At 55.8% G+C, this 18179-nt stretch carries 13 protein-coding genes; 4 read left to right on the forward strand and 9 right to left on the reverse strand.

Annotation, left to right across the window (positions count from 1 at the left end; translation table 11 throughout):
• Positions 1-129: 129 nt before the first annotated feature.
• Positions 130-2067 (reverse strand): PDZ domain-containing protein, encoded by a 1938-nt coding sequence (locus IPN69_04560; GenBank protein MBK8809985.1) that lies wholly within the window; start codon positions 2065-2067, stop codon positions 130-132.
• 300 nt (positions 2068-2367) lie between these two features.
• On the opposite strand from IPN69_04560, the gene IPN69_04565 reads away from it, so the two are divergent.
• Positions 2368-3075, forward strand: coding sequence for a DUF3291 domain-containing protein (locus IPN69_04565; protein ID MBK8809986.1), 708 nt, complete (start codon positions 2368-2370; stop codon positions 3073-3075).
• Positions 3076-3212: 137 nt separating this feature from the next.
• On the opposite strand, the gene IPN69_04570 is transcribed toward IPN69_04565, so the two are convergent.
• From IPN69_04570 to IPN69_04605, 8 genes are all read right to left on the reverse strand, one after another.
• Complete coding sequence (locus IPN69_04570; protein MBK8809987.1) at positions 3213-4142, reverse strand: methyltransferase domain-containing protein; 930 nt, start codon at positions 4140-4142, stop codon at positions 3213-3215.
• A gap of 11 nt (positions 4143-4153) precedes the next feature.
• Positions 4154-5251 (reverse strand): deoxyribodipyrimidine photolyase, encoded by a 1098-nt coding sequence (locus IPN69_04575; GenBank protein ID MBK8809988.1) that lies wholly within the window; start codon positions 5249-5251, stop codon positions 4154-4156.
• Positions 5244-6407, reverse strand: coding sequence for a helix-turn-helix domain-containing protein (locus IPN69_04580; GenBank protein MBK8809989.1), 1164 nt, complete (start codon positions 6405-6407; stop codon positions 5244-5246). The genes IPN69_04575 and IPN69_04580 overlap by 8 nt, the downstream gene beginning before the upstream one ends.
• Positions 6407-7429, reverse strand: coding sequence for a GTP 3',8-cyclase MoaA (gene moaA / locus IPN69_04585; GenBank protein MBK8809990.1), 1023 nt, complete (start codon positions 7427-7429; stop codon positions 6407-6409). The genes IPN69_04580 and moaA overlap by 1 nt, the downstream gene beginning before the upstream one ends.
• A gap of 459 nt (positions 7430-7888) precedes the next feature.
• A complete protein-coding gene (locus IPN69_04590; GenBank protein ID MBK8809991.1) occupies positions 7889-9259 on the reverse strand; it encodes an SH3 domain-containing protein in 1371 nt (456 codons plus the stop codon).
• Between the two features lie 38 nt (positions 9260-9297).
• Positions 9298-10242 (reverse strand): tRNA epoxyqueuosine(34) reductase QueG, encoded by a 945-nt coding sequence (gene queG / locus IPN69_04595; GenBank protein ID MBK8809992.1) that lies wholly within the window; start codon positions 10240-10242, stop codon positions 9298-9300.
• A gap of 99 nt (positions 10243-10341) precedes the next feature.
• Positions 10342-14148, reverse strand: a complete 3807-nt coding sequence (locus IPN69_04600; GenBank protein ID MBK8809993.1) for a TonB-dependent receptor — start codon at positions 14146-14148, stop codon at positions 10342-10344.
• Between the two features lie 251 nt (positions 14149-14399).
• The gene (locus IPN69_04605) at positions 14400-15599 is read right to left on the reverse strand and encodes an NAD(P)/FAD-dependent oxidoreductase (protein MBK8809994.1); all 1200 of its coding nucleotides are present in this window, start codon (positions 15597-15599) and stop codon (positions 14400-14402) included.
• 73 nt (positions 15600-15672) lie between these two features.
• Here IPN69_04605 and IPN69_04610 point away from each other — a divergent pair, with 73 nt between their 5' ends.
• The 3 genes from IPN69_04610 (at position 15673) to IPN69_04620 (ending at position 18161) form a co-directional block, all read left to right on the forward strand.
• The gene (locus tag IPN69_04610; GenBank protein MBK8809995.1) at positions 15673-16632 is read left to right on the forward strand and encodes an MBL fold metallo-hydrolase; all 960 of its coding nucleotides are present in this window, start codon (positions 15673-15675) and stop codon (positions 16630-16632) included.
• Between the two features lie 249 nt (positions 16633-16881).
• Positions 16882-17922, forward strand: coding sequence for a PD40 domain-containing protein (locus IPN69_04615; GenBank protein ID MBK8809996.1), 1041 nt, complete (start codon positions 16882-16884; stop codon positions 17920-17922).
• Positions 17919-18161, forward strand: a complete 243-nt coding sequence (locus IPN69_04620; GenBank protein MBK8809997.1) for a hypothetical protein — start codon at positions 17919-17921, stop codon at positions 18159-18161. Before IPN69_04615 ends, IPN69_04620 begins: the two co-directional genes overlap by 4 nt.
• Positions 18162-18179 lie beyond the last annotated feature (18 nt).

The raw sequence follows: 18179 nt of genomic DNA on the forward strand, positions 1-18179 counted from the left end.
ACTATGGACGCAAGGCGAAAAAAATATGGGGAGCCTGGGAAACTCCCCGTTCTATTAAAACAGTTTGAACAATTGATAGTCAACGAAATTCTTGTGTTGGTCGAAGCGCCGTCAGACGGGATCTTTTGATTACCTTGCGTCCTTCGAGACAATCGCCAGAATTGCCGAAAACTCGCGGTCCAGCCGGTTTCCGATATCGTCCGCGGACCGTTGGACGATAATGTCGGGAATGACGCTTTCGTCGGGCTGAGTTGTCAGCGGCGCCTGGAAGTAGACCGGAATGTCGACCTCGACCTTTGAATTCGGCAATCGCAAGAAGAAGTAGTTTCCGCCGTTGATCCCCTGACGATTGCCGCCGGTCGGCTGACCGACGATCGTCGCGAGCCGATTCCGCTTGACGTAATCGAGGAACTGGAACGTCGCCGATGCGTTCGACGCGTCGGCTATAATGAAGGCCTTGCCGTCGAATCGGTCGGCGTAGGGCTCGACCGCAGGATAACTTTCGCGGCCGACTATCTCCGAATAGTTCTCGTCGAACTTTCGGTACATCAACGCCGGAATGCCGTTTTGGATCGCGAATTTCAGCTCGTCGCTGTACGTGTCGAGATACTTCGCGAGTTCCGGCCGGGCGGCGACGTTGCGAACCAGTCGCCGGCTTTCCGCGTACGGCCCGAGGACGCGCGGCGCAAGGTAGCGCGCGAGTTCGAAACCGATGTCCATACTTCCGCCGCCGTTGCCGCGCACGTCGATGATCAGGTTCGGGATCTTCTTCGCGCGAAGTTCGGCGAACGCGGCAGCGAGAAACTCCTTGAACTTGATGGTTTTCAGCCGCCAGGTGATCGAGTTGTCTATCTTCAGGTACGCGGTCGCGCCGTCGCGGATCTCGAACTTCCACCCATCGTCGTACGTCGGCGTCGGCCCGTAGCGCTTTGCCATTTCGGCCGTCCGTTCCTCCTTCGTCATCGCGAGGATGCTGAAGTTCGCGTTTTGCTTCGACGCGAAGCTTTTCGCTTCGATGTCGTAGATCTCGTCTTTGATAGGAAAGAACAGCGGGAAGTACCAGTCGAACAAGGCATAGCTTTCGGCTTCGTTGCGGCTCAGCCCGATCGAATCGATCCGGTGTCCGAGCGTCGATTTGCCGTCGCCTTTGGTGACCGTCAGGAGCTTTGCAATTATCTCTTTTACGGCGACACCGTTGATCTTCAGAATCTCGCTGCCGACCGCGATGTTTTTAGACGACGCGTTGGCGGTGATGATGAAACGGCCGTCGACGATCCGGAAATAGAACGGCAGATAAGTCCGCCCGCCGAAAAGCCTCGCCTTTAGTTTCGCGTCCTGGTTGTAGAAGTTTACGTATGTGTGCCCGCAACGCAGTTTGCCGACAAACTGCGAGACGAGGACCAGAAACTCGGATTCCGGCATCGGTGCGCCAAGTTTCGACTCGAACGCGGCGAACTCAAGTTCTAGCGATTCGGGCGTTTGATAACGGTAAATTCCGGGATGGATCGACGTGAGCGTCCTTTTCAGGATCGCGAAGTCATCGCTTAACTGCTTTGGCGAGAGGACGACCGCCGACTCTCTGTCTTCGACGATGCGGTTCAGCGTATATGAATTGCGAAACTGCCACGGTGAACGCGTTTCCTTGAGGATCGTCAGCGAGTCGTTCGTGTAGCTGATCGTCTTGCGGGTCGGTTCGACCGTGTTGCCGTCTTTGGTTTTCCCGACGAGGACGATCTTGCCGGCTTCGTTCGACTCGATCGAGAACTCGGTATCACCGTCGAAGTACTTTTGCCCGGCGAGGTCTATGCGCTCACGGCCGTCGGCTTTGTAGATCTTGCCGAAGTCGTCGTAGATCGTGAACGTCTCGGCCGAGTTGCCGTCGGCGGAGGCCTTGATCGTAATGATCGTACTCATTTTCACGCGCTTGCCGGATGTGTAGTCCTGATATTCGAGCGTGCCTTTCCACTTGCCTTCGATGATCCGGAAAAACGGCTTGCCGTCCTGAGCAAAAGCAGTGACCGAAAGAATTGCGGTGGCAAGAATTGCCTTGATGATTTGTTTCTTCATATTGATTCTGTATTTGAGATCAGGTGATCCGTTCCCAGACTACGTGCCGACCCGATCCGAATCGCCTCAAATGATGATCTGAGTCGAGATTGTAAGGATTTGAGACATATCTTATGAATTGATCCGTACCTGCAGTCTTGACCTATGCTGCCGGTTGCCCGCCCGCTTACGCAGGCGGTACTGACTCGTCGGGCGGCGCGGTGCCGACTACGGACGCAATGACACTCCGGATGAATCGTTCGCTTCTGCTTTGAAACCGCTGAAAGGCGATTCATACTAAGATGGAATCAAAGTACCGGAATGACTCAAATCACGACGCTGACATTTTTTCGGTTTCCGACAATCGCCGATCGGTTCTGGGCGTTTCAAATGATGCAGTTCGCGCACCGGGATTTGCGACAGGCTAGGGGTCAAACGTTTTACAAACTGCTCGGGAGCGGCAAAGGATTCGGCTTTAACCCTTTGCCGGATTGGTCGGTTTACAGTCTGCTTCAGGTTTGGAAAAGCGAACGCGATGCCGACGAGTTCTTCGCGACCGCGCCGATCGTCGAACGATACCGCGCGCATTCGGCCGAGTTCTGGACGCTTTATATGAAGAACGTATCCGCCAAAGGCGCTTGGTCGGGCGGAAATCCATTCGAAGCGGCAAGCGATCTCGATGCCGCGAATTCGTACCTTGCGGTCATCACCCGCGCGAGGATAAAAGCCAAACACCTTGCGAGTTTCTGGCGATTCGTTCCCCGCGCTCAAAAACCGCTCGAGCGATCGGACGGCCTGATCTTCACCAAAGGCATCGGCGAGCTTCCCGTGATCCAAATGGCGACCTTCAGCCTGTGGGAAAGCGAAGCGGCGATGAAGTCCTACGCCTACAAAAGCGCCGAACATCGCGAAGCGATCGCCAAGACCCGTGAACTTGGCTGGTATCAGGAAGAGATGTTCTCACGATTCCAGCCATATCGTTCGGTCGGAACCTGGAACGGGAAATCGATTTTGGATTTTGGATTTTAGATTTTGGACTGGAGCGCAAGCGTCCCCGCTTGCAAACGCCGCGTTCTTCAGCGGCGTAATGGCTTAATCAAATTGAACTCTCTCGCACGCTTTTTCGCGTTTCACGCTCATTGCAAAAGGGGACGCTTGCGCTCCAGTCAAACACCCGGCCGCGCGACGGCGGTCATCAGACCCAACGGCTTCGACTTTTCCCGCAGTTTGGTCGGCATAAACGCAACCATTCCGGCAACGAAACTCCAGAACTCGCCTTCCATATTCTTGTTCCATTCGATCCCTTTTTGCTCCATCCGGCTCATCCACTCGATCACAAACGGATCGAGCGTCCCCCAGCGGTCGATCCTGAGGACTTCCCAACCGTTTTTCTCGAGCAGCAGTCGCAGGTTCTTTTCCGAAAAGACCGAGATATGCCGCGGCGTGTGATATCCCGCCCAGAACGGGCCGAACTTTTCGCGGCCGGCACATTCGAAATCCGGGACCTCGATGACCAGAACCGTTTCCGGATGCGCCAGTTTCGCGATCTCGCCGAGCGCACGCGCCGGATCGTAATCGTGTTCGAGATAGTGCCACATCGTGATCGCGTCGGGCCGCAAATCGCCCGGCAGGTCGCCGATCTCTCCGACCATCAAACCGATCCGGTCGTTGTCGATATTCTCGTCGCGCCAGCCGAAATCCGAAAAATCGAGTCCAAATCCGCGGCACCCGAATCTTTCGACACAACGCAGCAGGAAGCCGGGCTTGCCACAACCGATGTCGAGTACGAGGCTCGCCTCGCCGATACGGAAATCGGCCAACATCGCGGCACGTTTATCGTTCAGTTCGCGGTCGCTCCGTTCGACTAGCGCGGAATACTTGCCCCAGGCCTCGGGACCCCGATATGGCAAATAGTATTCGGTGTAGTAATCTGCAAGATCGGACTTCGGAACGGGCGGATCGAGAAACACGTAACCGCAATCCGCACAACGGCTGAAGTTGAATACCTCGCGTGTGCTGTGCATCTGCGCGGCCGACCTGATGAAGTCCGCGCAATTGCCCGACCCGCATATCGCGCAATTCCCGGTTTTTGTCATCGGTGCCTGGATCATTTCATTTGTTTGACGATCTTCTCGCATTTCTTCCAGTAACCAAAGAACGATGGGAAATACCCGCGAACAGACGGGAACATCCATTCGCGATGCTCGCTGGTGCCTTGATAATGCGCGGCCGCCGGGTGTTTCTTGAAGCGGATCTCGCTGCCGCCGGTTTGTTCGGCGAGACTGTCAAAATCTCCCGTGAAGACTTGAATGCCTTCGATGTTCGCCGCGAGTTTTGAGACGAACTCGAGCGATCTTCCGGAAACCGGATACTTCGCGAAATGCGACGGTTCGAGCAAAAGGACTCGATTCGCGTCAGTTTCCGGATACCAGAACGGATCGAGATTGTAGAAATTGTAAACCAGCGTCGGACGCGTTTCGTCTATCCGAAGCGGGGCGGATTCCGGCAAGACGGTCGCGAGGTCGGGTGTCTCGGTCGGTCTTAGAATGTCCGGGATCTCCATCTCCGCGAATTCCGCATAGTCAACATCGAGAAAAGTCCCGCGCTGATCCGTGCCGGAGTATTTGTTGATGTTCTCCTGGTTCGCGTAGTACTTCTTCGTGCTGAAACTCGCCGCGGTCCATTGCCAGCTAAGCGCGTTGCTTGCCCAATCCGCGTCCAGAAGATGAAAGTAGAACCATTTGGCGGGCAGATTCCAATGAGATCCGGCGATGTTGCAGGTCACCGACGCGATGTACATTCGAAGATGATTGTGAACATAACCGGTTTGGTAGAGATCTTTGATCGCCCGATCGATCGCTTCGATACCGGTCTCGGCGCGCAGCACCGCCGCCGGGATCTGCGAGTTCGATACATCCGGCTGCGGATGGAGCAGATCGTTGTCGATCTGCTCGCCTTTGATCCGCCAGACGTTCTGGAAATAGTCGCGCCAGGCGAGTTCCATCACGAACTTCTCGATCTCGTGAAACTTGCGTCCTTGTTTGAGAACGCTCTTCAGCACGAATGCCGTCGAGATCACGCCGCGGCTGATATATGGTGAAAGCCGCGTCACCGCGCCGTCTTGAAAGTTGCGCGTCCGGCCGTATGCGACCGGATCGATCGCTTCGACCTTCTCAATTATTCGTCCAATTTCTGTGTCAAACATTATTTCTCCCGTTTGCTGAGTCCTGAAAATCCCGCGGAGTCGTTCCAGTGAATTTCTTGAACGCGCGGTTAAATGTCGCCTTTGAGTTGAATCCGCATTCGAAAGCAATTCCAAGAAGCGTCGCACCTTCGGCGTCGCTTAGCCTGGACTTTACTTCCTCGATCCGAAACCCGTTGATGAAGTCGTTGAAATTCTTCCCGAAGCCGTTATTGATGACAAAAGAGAGAACGGACGAGTTTACGCCGAGATTCTTTGAAAGCTCGGTCAGCGTCAACTGCGGATCGAGGTGCGGCTTTTCCGTATGAACTACTTTCAACAGCCGTTCCTTGAGCTTTTCAAGCCCGTCCTCGTTAAGCAACAACCTGCGTTCGTCGCTCTCCGGGACAGAGGGGGCCGAATGGAACTCGACATCGATCGTTTTCGAGCGAAGGTAGCCGGCGATCGCGAGATAGTATGTGACGAACGCCAGAACGATCTCGAAGTAGAAATACTGAATATAGGAAAGCCGGAACAAAAAGCTGTTGATGAAGTCAAAAACTGCGGCGAGCATCAAAACGCCCGTAAAAAGATAGAGGAAATTGCGCAGCCAGTTGAACTTGATCTTTTCCGTATCGGAGAAGTTGTCGTTGAGCCACGACCGGTATCTGCGGTAGAGCCCGATCGCGAGGATCAGAAAGACGAAATTCCAGACGAATTCGGTGACGAACACCGTTGACCCGAAGACCGCCCCGTAGCTCTTATCAAACCAGCCTTTCCATTCCAGATCGTGAGAAAACAGAAAAAACCTGAACAGGAGATAGGCAGCAGAAGGCGCGAAATACAGAAGTTGACGCGCATTGAATTTGCGGTCAGGCTCAAGCAAGCTGACCGTATAGAACCACACGCAAACGCCGTAACTGTAGGCGACCGCGAACGGAAAATACGTCAGCCACTGATTGTTGTCATAGACATTCGCAAAGCCTATGAACGGCGTGATCAGGCTCGAACTGAGAAGCAGAAGCAAAACGGCGAGCCAAGCGTCCGCGCTTTTGCGCTGCTTGAACCACCGGAAGATCAACAATGCCGCAAAGATCAGGCCTTGCAGAATGCAGACGAAGACCGCGAGACTTCGCGGATTGTAAAAGTCTATCGGCGGAATCGCGAAAAGTTCGAACATCAGCCTCCGATAAAGCTCATCGATCGCGATGCCGGCGCAAACTCCGAATCATTGATGTAATGTCGCGGTTCTTTCTTGTTGACGGCGGCGCGTATAAAGCCGGCGATCTCGGCGCGGTTCGCTCCGCGTCGCAGTTCGTCGCGAAGATCGTATTCGACGCGCGAGAACAGACAGGTGCGGATCTGCCCGTCCGCCGTGAGACGGATCCGCGAGCAGGCGCCGCAGAACATTTCGGTAACGGGTGCGATGATCCCGATCTCGCCCGGCGCGCCGTCTTTGAAGCGGTACTTCCAGGACGTTTCATTGCCGCGCGAGCTTTCCACCAATTCAAGCGGGTAAACGGCGTCGATCGCCGCGAACATTTCGCGTCCCGGGACAACCTGCTCGCGTTTCCAATCGCCGTCGGAATCAAGCGGCATAAACTCGATGAACCGCATCTTCACATCCTGTTCGCGCGCGAACCGCGCGAAGTCGACGATCTCGTCCTCGTTCCAGCCGCGGACGATGACGGCGTTCACTTTTATCGGGGCGAGGCCGACGCGGCGCGCGGCTTCGATCGATTCAAAGACCTTGTCGAGCGCGTCGACTTCCGTGATCTTTTCGAATCTCTCCCTTTTCAGACTATCAAGCGAGAGCGTAATGCGGTCGAGTCCTGCGGCCTTGAGGTTTTCGGCCATCGGCGGGAAAAGGTAACCGTTCGTCGTCAGCGCGAGATCCTTCAATCTTCGGCTTTCGTTCTCGGATTGCGGACGCTTCAGATCACTGAGCGTCGCGATGAGACGGTCGATGTTCTTGCGTAGCAACGGCTCGCCGCCGGTGAGTCGGATCTTTTCGATGCCGAGTTCGACGAAGATCGCGCAAATTTCTGCGAGTTCCTCGAAGGTCAAAATATTCGCCTTTTGATTGAGCGTCGGCTTCGTGCTCGGCAGGCAATAAAAGCAACGGAAATTGCAGCGGTCCGTGAGGCTGACGCGCAGGTCGCGAATCGCGCGACCGTATGAATCCGTAAGCGTATTGTTTATTGTCGGTTTGGGATTCTCGATTGTCGTTTCGTCAATGCTAGGCACTCGATTAGCTAACCACAGTTGGACGCTACTTTCAAACGTCGCCGCCGCAAACTATCGCGGCCAACCATCCGGCCTGTGAGCGCCGGTATCCGCTGCTGCCGATAGTGCGCACGGGCGACTCGGCGCAAGGGTTGAGACGATCTGAGCACGATTCCGATCGGACGGCGATACCGGCCGAGACAGTCGATCCGACAGGTCAGTACCATCCGCGGTATCGGATGGCTGACGATCGGCACGTGGGCCCGATGCGGATCGGACGGCCGCAGATTGGCCTGTGACTACTGATATCCGTAGCGCTGCGGCCAACCGTCCGCTGCCGCAGATGGCACTGACCTGTGAGCGCCGGTATCCGCTGCTGCCGATAGTGCGCACGGGCGGACTCGCCGCTCGAGACGGTCGGTGAGAGGTCGGTAATCATCTGTACGCTTCCGCGATCTGCTTCAGCTGCTGCAGGGTTCTTTCCTTTTCAACGAATCCGAGCCGCGCGACGATCGTTCTGAGTTCGGCGATCAGATTGTTGAACTCGGCGCGGTCGGTGACGTCCGTCGGCCCGTTGTAAACCTCTTTCCGATTCGAATCGGCAACGATCGGCTCGAGATAGTTCGCGATGTTGGTCAGCGCTTCGGCCGAGTGTTTGCCGCTCGGATGATGATTGAGATACTCGCCGAAGCGCATCCGCAGATCGAAGAGGTAACAGTTGACGTAGCCCTCGCATTCGCCGGGGAGCGGATTGAGCGCGGCTTCCCAGGCGATCGAGTCGGAAACGACGCTCTTCTGGTACTTCGTGTGAAGATCCCAGAACTGGTTTGCGGTCACCAGATAGACTCCCGCCGGTTCGTTGTAGACGATCGCCCGGTCGTGATTCTTGAGAAAATCCCTGTACGGCGCCGTGTCCTTCTGGCCGACCGCGATCTGCCGCAGTGCGGAGCGAAGGACCATCAGGCGTTTCAGTTCGAGTTCACCTGAAGCGTCGGTTTTATCGAGTTCGCCGGAGATTCCGTCCATAAATTCGAACAACTCGGCGGCCGCGAGGAAATCCAGTTCGGGCCGGTAGCTCTTTTCGACGATCTGCCGGTAAAGCTGTTTCCGATCCGAAGCGTTGAGGTCGTCGACGACATTCGCCGAGACCCAACCGCTCGACGATTTTCCGCCGGATTGATATTGAACCTTGTACCACGCGGGATTCTTTTCGGTCACGCGCAGAACGGTTCCGATCTTTATCCTGGAGATCGTCGGCGCGTTCGACCTCGCCTCATTGCGAACAGGAACGGAGAACGACGTGACAATGATCTGCGGTCCGTCAACCATCGGTTTGACGGTTGATTCCTTCTTGACGGTGGTTGCCGGTTTTTTCACGGTTGTTTTGGCGACCGTTTTCGGGGCCGTTTTCGCCGGCGTCTTCACGGGTGTTTTCACCGTCTTCGAGTTGGATTTCGAAGTGTTCTTGTCGTTTCTTGTCGTTTTGGGGGCCGTCTTCGAATTCTTGTTCTTATCGGCCTTCGAATTCTTATCCGTTTTCGAAGTTGCCGTTTTCGCCTGCGTCTTGCCGGTCTTCGTGTTTTTCGGCGTCGTTTTCGCGGTCTTCGGCTGGTTCTTTTTCGGAGTGGGCGTCGCCTTCGCCCGCTTCGGGGTCGGGGTCGCTTTCTTCTTCGGCGTGGGCGTCGGTTTCGTCTTGCTTCGCGACTGGGCGCTTCCGACTGCCGAGGTGATGAATGCCGGAAGAACCAGCATCAGAAGGGCGAAAACAAGTCCGATATTGCGTCGTGAAATTGATTTAGAATACATTGATCTCTCCGGTAAAACAGCCGGCCAAAGCGCGGGGCTTACGTTTGGCTTCGGCGTCCGTTCTTAAGCGCCCGCGCGTTTCGTTGCAGTCCTGAAAGCTTCGTCCGTTTCATCGCGCTGCGACGAAACCGCTCAGCATATTCACTCGGGGAAAGCGACAAGACCTCGTCCAGATCCGCGGAGACATTTCCAGGCCGCGGTTCGAATCTCGGTTCGTCCGTCGGCTTCTCAAAACGGTTCCAGGGACAAACGTCCTGACAGATGTCGCAGCCGTAAATCCAACCGTTCAAATTATCGGAAATCTCGTCGGAAAACTCGGGGGAACGAAGTTCGATAGTAGTGTATGACAAACATTTTGTTGAATCAACCACATAATCGGACGTGATCGCGCCGGTCGGGCAAGCATCGATGCAGGCCGTGCACGTGCCGCAGTGGTCGGGAACGCGTTCGACGGTCTCGTCGAGTTCAAGACTCGTCAGCAGTTCGCCGAGGAAAACCCACGAGCCGTATTCACGGGTTATGACATTGGAATGTTTCCCGAGCCATCCGAGTCCGGCCCGTACGGCCCAAGCCTTGTCCATTATCGGCGCGGTATCGACGCAGATCTTCGTTTCGGCCGATTCGTCCAACGATCTGATGAAATCGGCGAGCAGTTTGAGTCTTTCTCGCAACACGTCGTGGTAATCGTCGCCCCAGGCATAGCGCGAGATCTTACCGGTCGCCGGATCGTCGGAGTGCCGGTGCGGCGTGTAATAGTTGAGCGCGACGGCGATGATCGACTTCACTGCCGGAAAAAGCAATGCCGGATCCTTTCGCATTTCGGGTTCGCGCGCCATCCAGACCATTTCGCCGTGGAATCCGCTGTCGAGCCATTGATCGAGCCGTTCGCCTTCGGGACCGAGCGCGGCGGCGCGCACGATCCCGACCTTGTGAAAGCCGATCTCGTAAGCCTTGGCGACAACTTTTTCGGAAAGAGACTCCATCCTCGGATCTGAACAATTACCCGTCCGGCCGTCCCGGAATTCAAAAACGAAAGCCCGCAAACTTCGCGGGCTTTCGTCAGTTATTGGTCTGTCCCCGTTCTAGAAGCTGAACTTCGCTCCGAACTGGAATTGACGCGGATCGTACGCGGCTGTCGAGCGGCTGAAGAAACGACCGTTTCCGGCACGTTGTCCAAACGCATTGACGTCCTGGTAAGTCGGCGAAGCCGATCCTTCGTTGAAGCGATTGAATAGGTTGAAGCCTTCCGCAATCAGATCGATACGGAAACGCTCGCCGAACCTGATCGCACGCGTCAGACGCATATCGACCGAGAAGAACATATGGGTCAGGCCCATATTTCGACCGAGGTTGCCTGCCGAGAATACAAGCTGCCCGTTGCTGTCCGTGACGATGCGTGAACCGCAGATCGCGCCGCCCGGAACCGTATCTCCCGGAACGCAAAGCGTGCCGTCCGAAAGTACGTTCGGGCGGTCGGTCGAACCCGTCTGGTCGTTGTTCGCGTCAACGTTGGTGATGATGTTGAACGGACGGCCCGACGAGAGTTCGACGATCGGCGCGATTGCGAAGTCCGAAAGAAACTTCTGCCAGCCATTGCCTTTGCGCCATTTGTCCGGCGACGTAAGAACGCCGCTGAAGACGAAACGATGACGCTGGTCAAACAGCGAGTTCGCGCGTTCGGCGCCGAAATTTCGGACGTCCTGCGCGATCAACAGCGTCTGAAGGTCGGACGAATCGTCGATCGAGTGTGACCAGGTATAACCCATCAGGAACTGGAGGTTGTTCGAGAAACGTCGTTTCAATTCGACGTTCATCGCGTTGTACTCCGAGTTGCCGTCGGATATTTGGGCATTCACCGAACCGAACGGCGTGATCGATCCCGGGGTGCGGACACTGCCGCCGAGTTGCGAGTCGAGAACCGCCTTCGAGACCGCTCCGCCCGACAATGCCGACGCCAGGAAGTAGTTCGGCGCGTTCGGACGGAAGAAGTTCGCGATCGCCGGTGTCACAACGCGGCCACCCGGACATTGCGCGATCATACCGCCGATGACGACCGCGCACGTATTGCCGAACGCATTCGTGAACGGCGTGCCGGCCGCGGCAACCGGAATCGAGACCCCGGCCGCGACAAGCGTCTGCGTGATCGAACTTACCGGGAACGCGGCACCCGCGAAACGGCGGAAATTCTCGATCTGCAAAGTCGAGTTCGGACTGTTCAAATCCGTCGGATGCGGCAAGTTATGCGCGCCGACGAAAAGATACGAAACGGACAAAGACATATCCTTTGTCAGTTGTCGTTCGAGTGTCAGATTTGCCTGCGTTGCCGAAGCGTATTTGAAATCGCTGGCGATCGGAAGCGTGAACGGCAGAACCGCTCCGAATCCGGAGTAGGTCTGATCGTTGAAACGCATCCGGCCGAACTGGTAGTTTGCGGTCGTCGCAACGCCCGGAGTAACGGTACCAGCCGGGAGCGATGCGCAATAAGCAGTCAACGGAGCGCCGGGGACGCAAACGGTACCCTGAAACACCTGAGCGGCGTTCAGAAGCGAAGTCGTCGCCGGACTGCCGGCCGTCAAAACTGCCTGCTGCTGCTGCGAAGCGTCGGCGATATCCGAGTTGAACGCAACCGCCAGAAGCGGGTGATCGTAATAGTAACCGAGCGATCCGCGAACAACCGTCTTGCCGTCTCCAAAGATATCGTAAGCAAAACCGAAACGCGGCGCCCAGTTGTTCATATCACGCGGAATTCCCTGCTGAACGCCGACGGCGTTTTGAGCGGTAAGAATGTCCGCGGCCGAAAGCGTGATCCCCGAAAGCGGGTCGCGAAGACCGACGGGCGCGATCGTTTCCGTGAATTCGACGTCATAGCGGATACCGTAGTTGATCGTCAAACGCTTGTTGACCTTCCACGAATCCTGACCGAAGAACGCGATCGGCTGATTCTTGATCTTGCTGACCGGATCGCCGAAGCCTTGAATATAGATCGACGGAAGTCCTAGGCCGTAGCTCTGAACCGGCGTGAATGCCGGGGCCGAAGTCGGGAACCCGAGGTTCGAAGCGGCAAAGTCGCCGAAGTTGAAGAGACCGGCGAAGTTCAGTTCGAATACCGCCGCCGGGATCTTGACCCAGTTGAAGTCGCCGCCGAATTTCAATGAATGGTCGCCGACGATCCAGTTGAAGTTGTTGCGGAACTGGTAGCGGTTTTCAGTTCGGTCGACCGGCGAGAAAAGCTCGCGGCCGATGAATGCCGTACCCGAAATGTTGAACGCTACCGCGTCGCCGTTCTGCGACCGGAAGGTCGTGTCACGACGGCCGTAGCTGAAATAGAACTCATTCGCCATCGATGCGTTGATCGTCGAGTTCAAGCCCGCGCTGAACGAGTAGTCCTTGATCTCGGTGATACCGGTACGCGAAAAATCGTTCTGGCCGAGCGATTGGTTCTGCGATTCAACCTGAATACCCGTGAGATCGCTCGGGTTAAAGCCGAAGCGCATCGTCAGTTGGTTGTCGGCATTGACGTTGACGTCGCCGCGAACCGTGAAATAGCTCGTCCGTTCAGTGATCGGGAAGATGCGTTGAAGGCTGTTGAGCGGACGAAACGCGATCGGTTCGCCGGCTGCGTTGACGGTTCCGATCGGAACCGGAGCGCCTGAAAGCACAAATCTCGCGCCGACGGCAGAACCGGCCGGAATCGCTCCGCCGACACTTAGCAGCGGGTTGGATCCGAGTAACGCCGTGTTGCCGCCGCTCGATGCCAGATAAAGATACTGGATCGCGGCGTTGATGTTCGCCGGAACACCGCTTCCGATCAACGTATTGGCGAACGCGGCCTGCTGCGAGGTCAGACGGTTGAAAGTCTGCGTGAACGGAAGGAACGGCGCGCCGACCGTGACCGACGAAGTCAGGTTGCCGACGACGTCGCTCGTAAAAAATCCCGACTCGTCACGGACGCGGCGTTCGAACGCCGTAAAGAAGAATGCCTTTTCCTTGACGATCGGACCACCGAGCGTCGCGCCCCACTGCGTGCGGCGATAGTCCGGCTTGTCGATCGGCGAGAACGCGTTGCGGGCCTGAATGTTCTTGTCGCGAATGAATCCGAAAACATTTCCGTTGAAACTGTTGGTTCCGCGCTTGGTAACGACGTTGACGACGCCGCCCGTCGCGCGGCCGAATTCCGCCGAGTACGAGTTGGTCGAGATCTGGTATTCCTGAACGGCTTCTTGCGAAACCGTCGAACGCGAGGCATTGATCGAGTTGTCGGTGAAATCCGCGCCGTCAACGTTGATCTGCGTCGAACGTCCGCGCTGTCCGCCGATGTTAAGGCCTGACGTCGGAGCCGGGCCGATCGGACGACCGTTGTCGCGGCCGACGGTTGAAAGCGTCAGCGAGAAACCGGTCGCGCTGCGTTCGTTCGTCGGAAGAGCCGAGATGCGCGCCTGATCGATCGTGTTGGCGACGGATGTGCGGGTGGTTTCGATAAGCTCGACGCTGTCCCCCGAAACGTTGACGACGATGTCCTGAGTTCCGAGTTCAAGCTTGACTTCGATCGAGGCGCTCTGGCCGACCGTCAACTTGACGCCCGAGATCACCGTCTTTTTAAATGTCGCGGCCTCGACCGTGACGTCGTATTCACCCGGCGGCAACCCGATCAGCTGAAACTCCCCTGAGTTGTTGGCGGTTACGGTACGGGTGATATTGGTTGCCGAACTTTTTGCGGTGACCGTCGCTCCCGGCACGGCGGCGCCGTTCGGGTCAACGACCGTTCCGGCGAGATCCGCGTTGCTCACCTGCGTTTGCGCAAAGACGGCGGCGGTGCTCAGGACCACCAGTGCCGCCAACGTGAAAATACCGGCGGCAATTCCGGTGATCTGTTTTGAAAACGATTTCATCAATTTTTTCTCCTTAAAACAAACTTTCTTTGATCCTATCGGCGAAGGCAAATTTTGATACGGAGCGTACACAAAATTTGAATCTGACAAACTTGCGATCATTACGCGAACCCGAATTGTAAACCGACAGTTATATGTTGATTAGATTTGCTTTGTCGTTTTTATCCTAAATACGGGCGAAAGGCAAGCAAAAAAGTAACGTTTATGTAATTTTCGACGCCTGACCGAATGACCGCAAGTCGCGGCTTCTATTATGTTCCGGGCCTGTTGACGGACGATGCGGAACGGCCCCGCGTCGCCTGCGCAAGATGCATAACCGCGTTCCGGCTGAAACCGAGCGCGGCGATGACCGTTGAGGCGGCTCGCGGCCAAAATGCGGCCCTCCGCAAGAGCCCGCAAACCCACAGGCGGCGCGCGAACTTTGATTCATATCTCGAACTGTATTCGGCGCCGATATCGCCGTTCGAAGGCCCGCCGATCGCCGCCGCGAGGATCGAGGCGCTTTCGAACGCCATCAGCATTCCGCTTCCGGTAAACGGATCGATGAACGCCGCCGCATCGCCGACCGCAAAAAGATTTTGCGCCGGCAGCAGCTCCCGGCGACCGAAACCCTCGACCGAGACGGCGATCCAGTCAATCACCGGCTGCGAGTCACGCAGTGCAGCGAACGCGCGCTTGTTTTTGAAAATGACCGTCTCGAGAAGCCTGTCCACGCTTCCCGCCTCCTTGAAGCGCTCCGCGGAGACGAGAAAGCAATGATTCGCCAAACCGTTCTCGACAAAACTCAAACCGCCGTAGCCCCCGTCAAAAAAATAGATCTCGCAGTTTCCCGGTTCAAGATGGACGTTTTCGAGGTGCGCCTTGAAACCGACGAGCCGATTTCGAGTTTTCGGATTTTCGGTCTTCGATTTCGAAACGAATTTTGCGACGTGACCGGCGCGGCCGGTGGCATCGACGAAAAGATCGCCGGACATCTCGAATCGCCTTGAATCACCGGACTTGGCGCGCAGATTTTTGACGAGACCGTCTTGGACTTCAAGCCCGGTGACCTGTGTCTCTTCCAGAACTTCAACGCCGGCTTCGCGCGCTCGCTTCAATAGGAGATCGTCCATCACCGAGCGGCTAATGCTCAATGCGCCGCCTCCGCTTCCAAGCCAGTCGCTCGAAACCGAAACGCTTTTCCCGGAAAGCGAAAAGAACGAGGTGCGGACGATACGGTCGCCGCCGACGCCGAGCATCGCGTCGAGGACGCCCAATTCCCGGAAATGCTCAAGGCATTCCGGCGACACGAACTCGCCGCAGAGTTTGTGTCGCGGAAACTTCTCCCGCTCGATCAAAGTCACCGCAAAACCCAGGTTCGCCAGTCGAATTGCCAGACTGGACCCGGCCGGGCCGGCGCCGGCAATTACGATTTTGGATTTGCGGTTCTTGCCGATGGGTTGATTGTTCATTTTGGCCGGTACGGTTATTATAGCCTTCTGTCCGAATTCGGCTTAATCGCGGATCGACATTCGCAAATCATTAATGAAAATCGTTCCGATCTCAGTTCCAACTCCGTTTTATGTCGGCTCGGTCAACGTCTATTTGATCCGCGAAGATCCGCTGACCTTGATCGATGTCGGTCCGAAAACGAAGGACGCGGCCCGTGTCCTGCGCGAGAAACTCGGTCGCGAAGGAATCGAGTTCAAGGACATCCGCCGAATCGTTCTGACGCACGCCCACGAGGATCATTGCGGCCTCGCCAAACAGGTCCGTGACGAAGCGAAGAACGCCGAAATCCTCGTTCACGAGTGGGAAACGGGCCACCTCTTTGGCCGTCTGGCGCGCGAAGAACATCACAAGTTGATGATCCGGGCCGGCGTTCCCGACGAAGTGTTTAACGAAATGCAGTCGCTCTACGCCGAGATCTCGCTGCTCACCGATGCGCTTGACGATGGCGAGTTTTCGACGCTTCGCGACGAGCAGGACATCGAATTCGAACGCGGCTTCCTAAAAGTGCTTCACACTCCGGGACACACGCCCGGCTCGTGCAGTTTTGTCCGGGAGTCAAACCGTACGCTGATCTGCGGCGACTGCGTTCTCAAACGCATCACTCCGAATCCGATAGTCTCGCCCGACCCGGTCGACCCGGAGCAGCGTTTCAGTTCGCTCGCCGAATATCTCGTCTCGCTCGCCAAAGTCCGGAGCTATCACCCAACGCTCGTTTACGGAGGACACGGCGAACCGATCACCGATTTCGAGGAGATCTTCAATCGTTACGTCCGCGCGATCGACGATCGCCAAAAGCGAACGATCTCGCTTGTCTCAAAAGACGGAGTGACAGCTTTTGAAACGGCTCAGAAGCTTTTCCCGTCAGCGGTCGGTGGGGACGTCCATCGGTTTCTCGCGATCTCGGAAGCGATCGCGCATCTGGATTATGCCGAACTAAACGGCAAGATCGCCGTCGAATTCAAAAACGGCGTCGAGTTTTATCGAAAGCGGTGATCAGGCGTCGGATTCGGATGCGGTGCACGGAACTCGATCGACGGTTCCTGGTCCCGAAGTCGGAATCCCTGCCGCCGTATCTGGAACTTTCTGTTAAACCCAGAGGCCTCAAAACTCGACACTCAGACCGTCAGATTATGCAGTCACAGCCTGTAAATCATTCGCGACGGTTTTTGTTTCGGAGTTGATTTCGCTAAACTGAACCTTCTAGATTCATAGAAAATAAAGGGAAGGTATTCAATTAACGTTATGAGATTTTTTTCCGTGATCATTGTACTTCTGGCCGCACTGGCGGTTTCGGCTCAAACCGCTTCGCTTCAGTTTGACGGCGAAAAACGCCTGCAGAACATCAAACAGTTGACGTTCGGGGGAGAGAATGCCGAGGCATATTTCTCGCCGGACGGAAAGAGCCTCACGTTTCAGTCAAAACGCGACGACCTGAAGTGCGATCAGATCTTCACGATGTCGATTGACGGCTCGAACCTGAAAATGGTGTCGAACGGTGAAGGACGAACCACTTGCTCCTACTTTTTTGACAAGGGCAAGAAGGTGCTTTACGGATCGACGCATCTTGGCGCCAAAGAATGCCCGCCAAATCCGGATTTCTCAAAGGGTTATGTCTGGGCGATCTTCCCGACATACGACATCTTCACGGCGAAAGCCGACGGCAAAAAGATCAAACAATTAACGAAGACAAAAGGCTACGATGCCGAAGCGACGGTCTCGCCGGACGGCAAACGGATCGTTTTTACATCGATGCGCGACGGCGACCTTGACATCTACACGATGGACATCAACGGCAAGAACGTGAAACGCGTGACCTCCGAGCTCGGGTATGACGGCGGCGCATTCTTCTCGCCGGACGGCAAACAGATCGTGTATCGGGCTTATCATCCGAAGACCGAAGCCGAGATCGCGCGGTACAAAATGCGTTTGGCCGAAGACTTGATCGAACCCAATAATTTTGAAGTTTGGGTAATGAACGCCGATGGCACGAACAAGCGCCAGATCACAAAACTCGGCGCCGCGAGTTTTGCGCCGTTCTTTACGCCGGACGGCAAAAAGATCATTTTTTGTACGAATTACTTTGCGGGCGATGCGCGCAAAAGGAACTTTGACCTGGCGCTGATCAACGTTGACGGCACCGGTCTCGAGCGCGTCACGTTCAACGAATCGTTTGACGGCTTCCCGATGTTCTCGCCCGACGGCAAGAAACTCGTTTTCGCTTCGAACCGCAATTCCGCGAAGCAGGGCGACACGAACGTCTTCATCGCTGATTGGACTAATTGATTCCAGAGATTCCAGAGATTCCAGGATTCCAGATTCCAAGGATTCCAGATTCCAGATTCCAAGGATTCCAGATTCCAGATTCCAAGGATTCCAGGTTCCGGATTCCAGAGATTCCGGATTCCAGAGATTCCAGATTCCAGAGATTCCGGATTCGAAGAATTCCGAGAATTCACGATGAACGAATCCGTGGAATGTCGGGAATCTCGGAATCCTTGGAATCTGGAATCTGGAATATCTGAAATCTGAAATCTGGAATC

The sequence above is a fragment of the Acidobacteriota bacterium genome (assembly GCA_016715115.1).
GTDB lineage: Bacteria > Acidobacteriota > Blastocatellia > Pyrinomonadales > Pyrinomonadaceae > JAFDVJ01.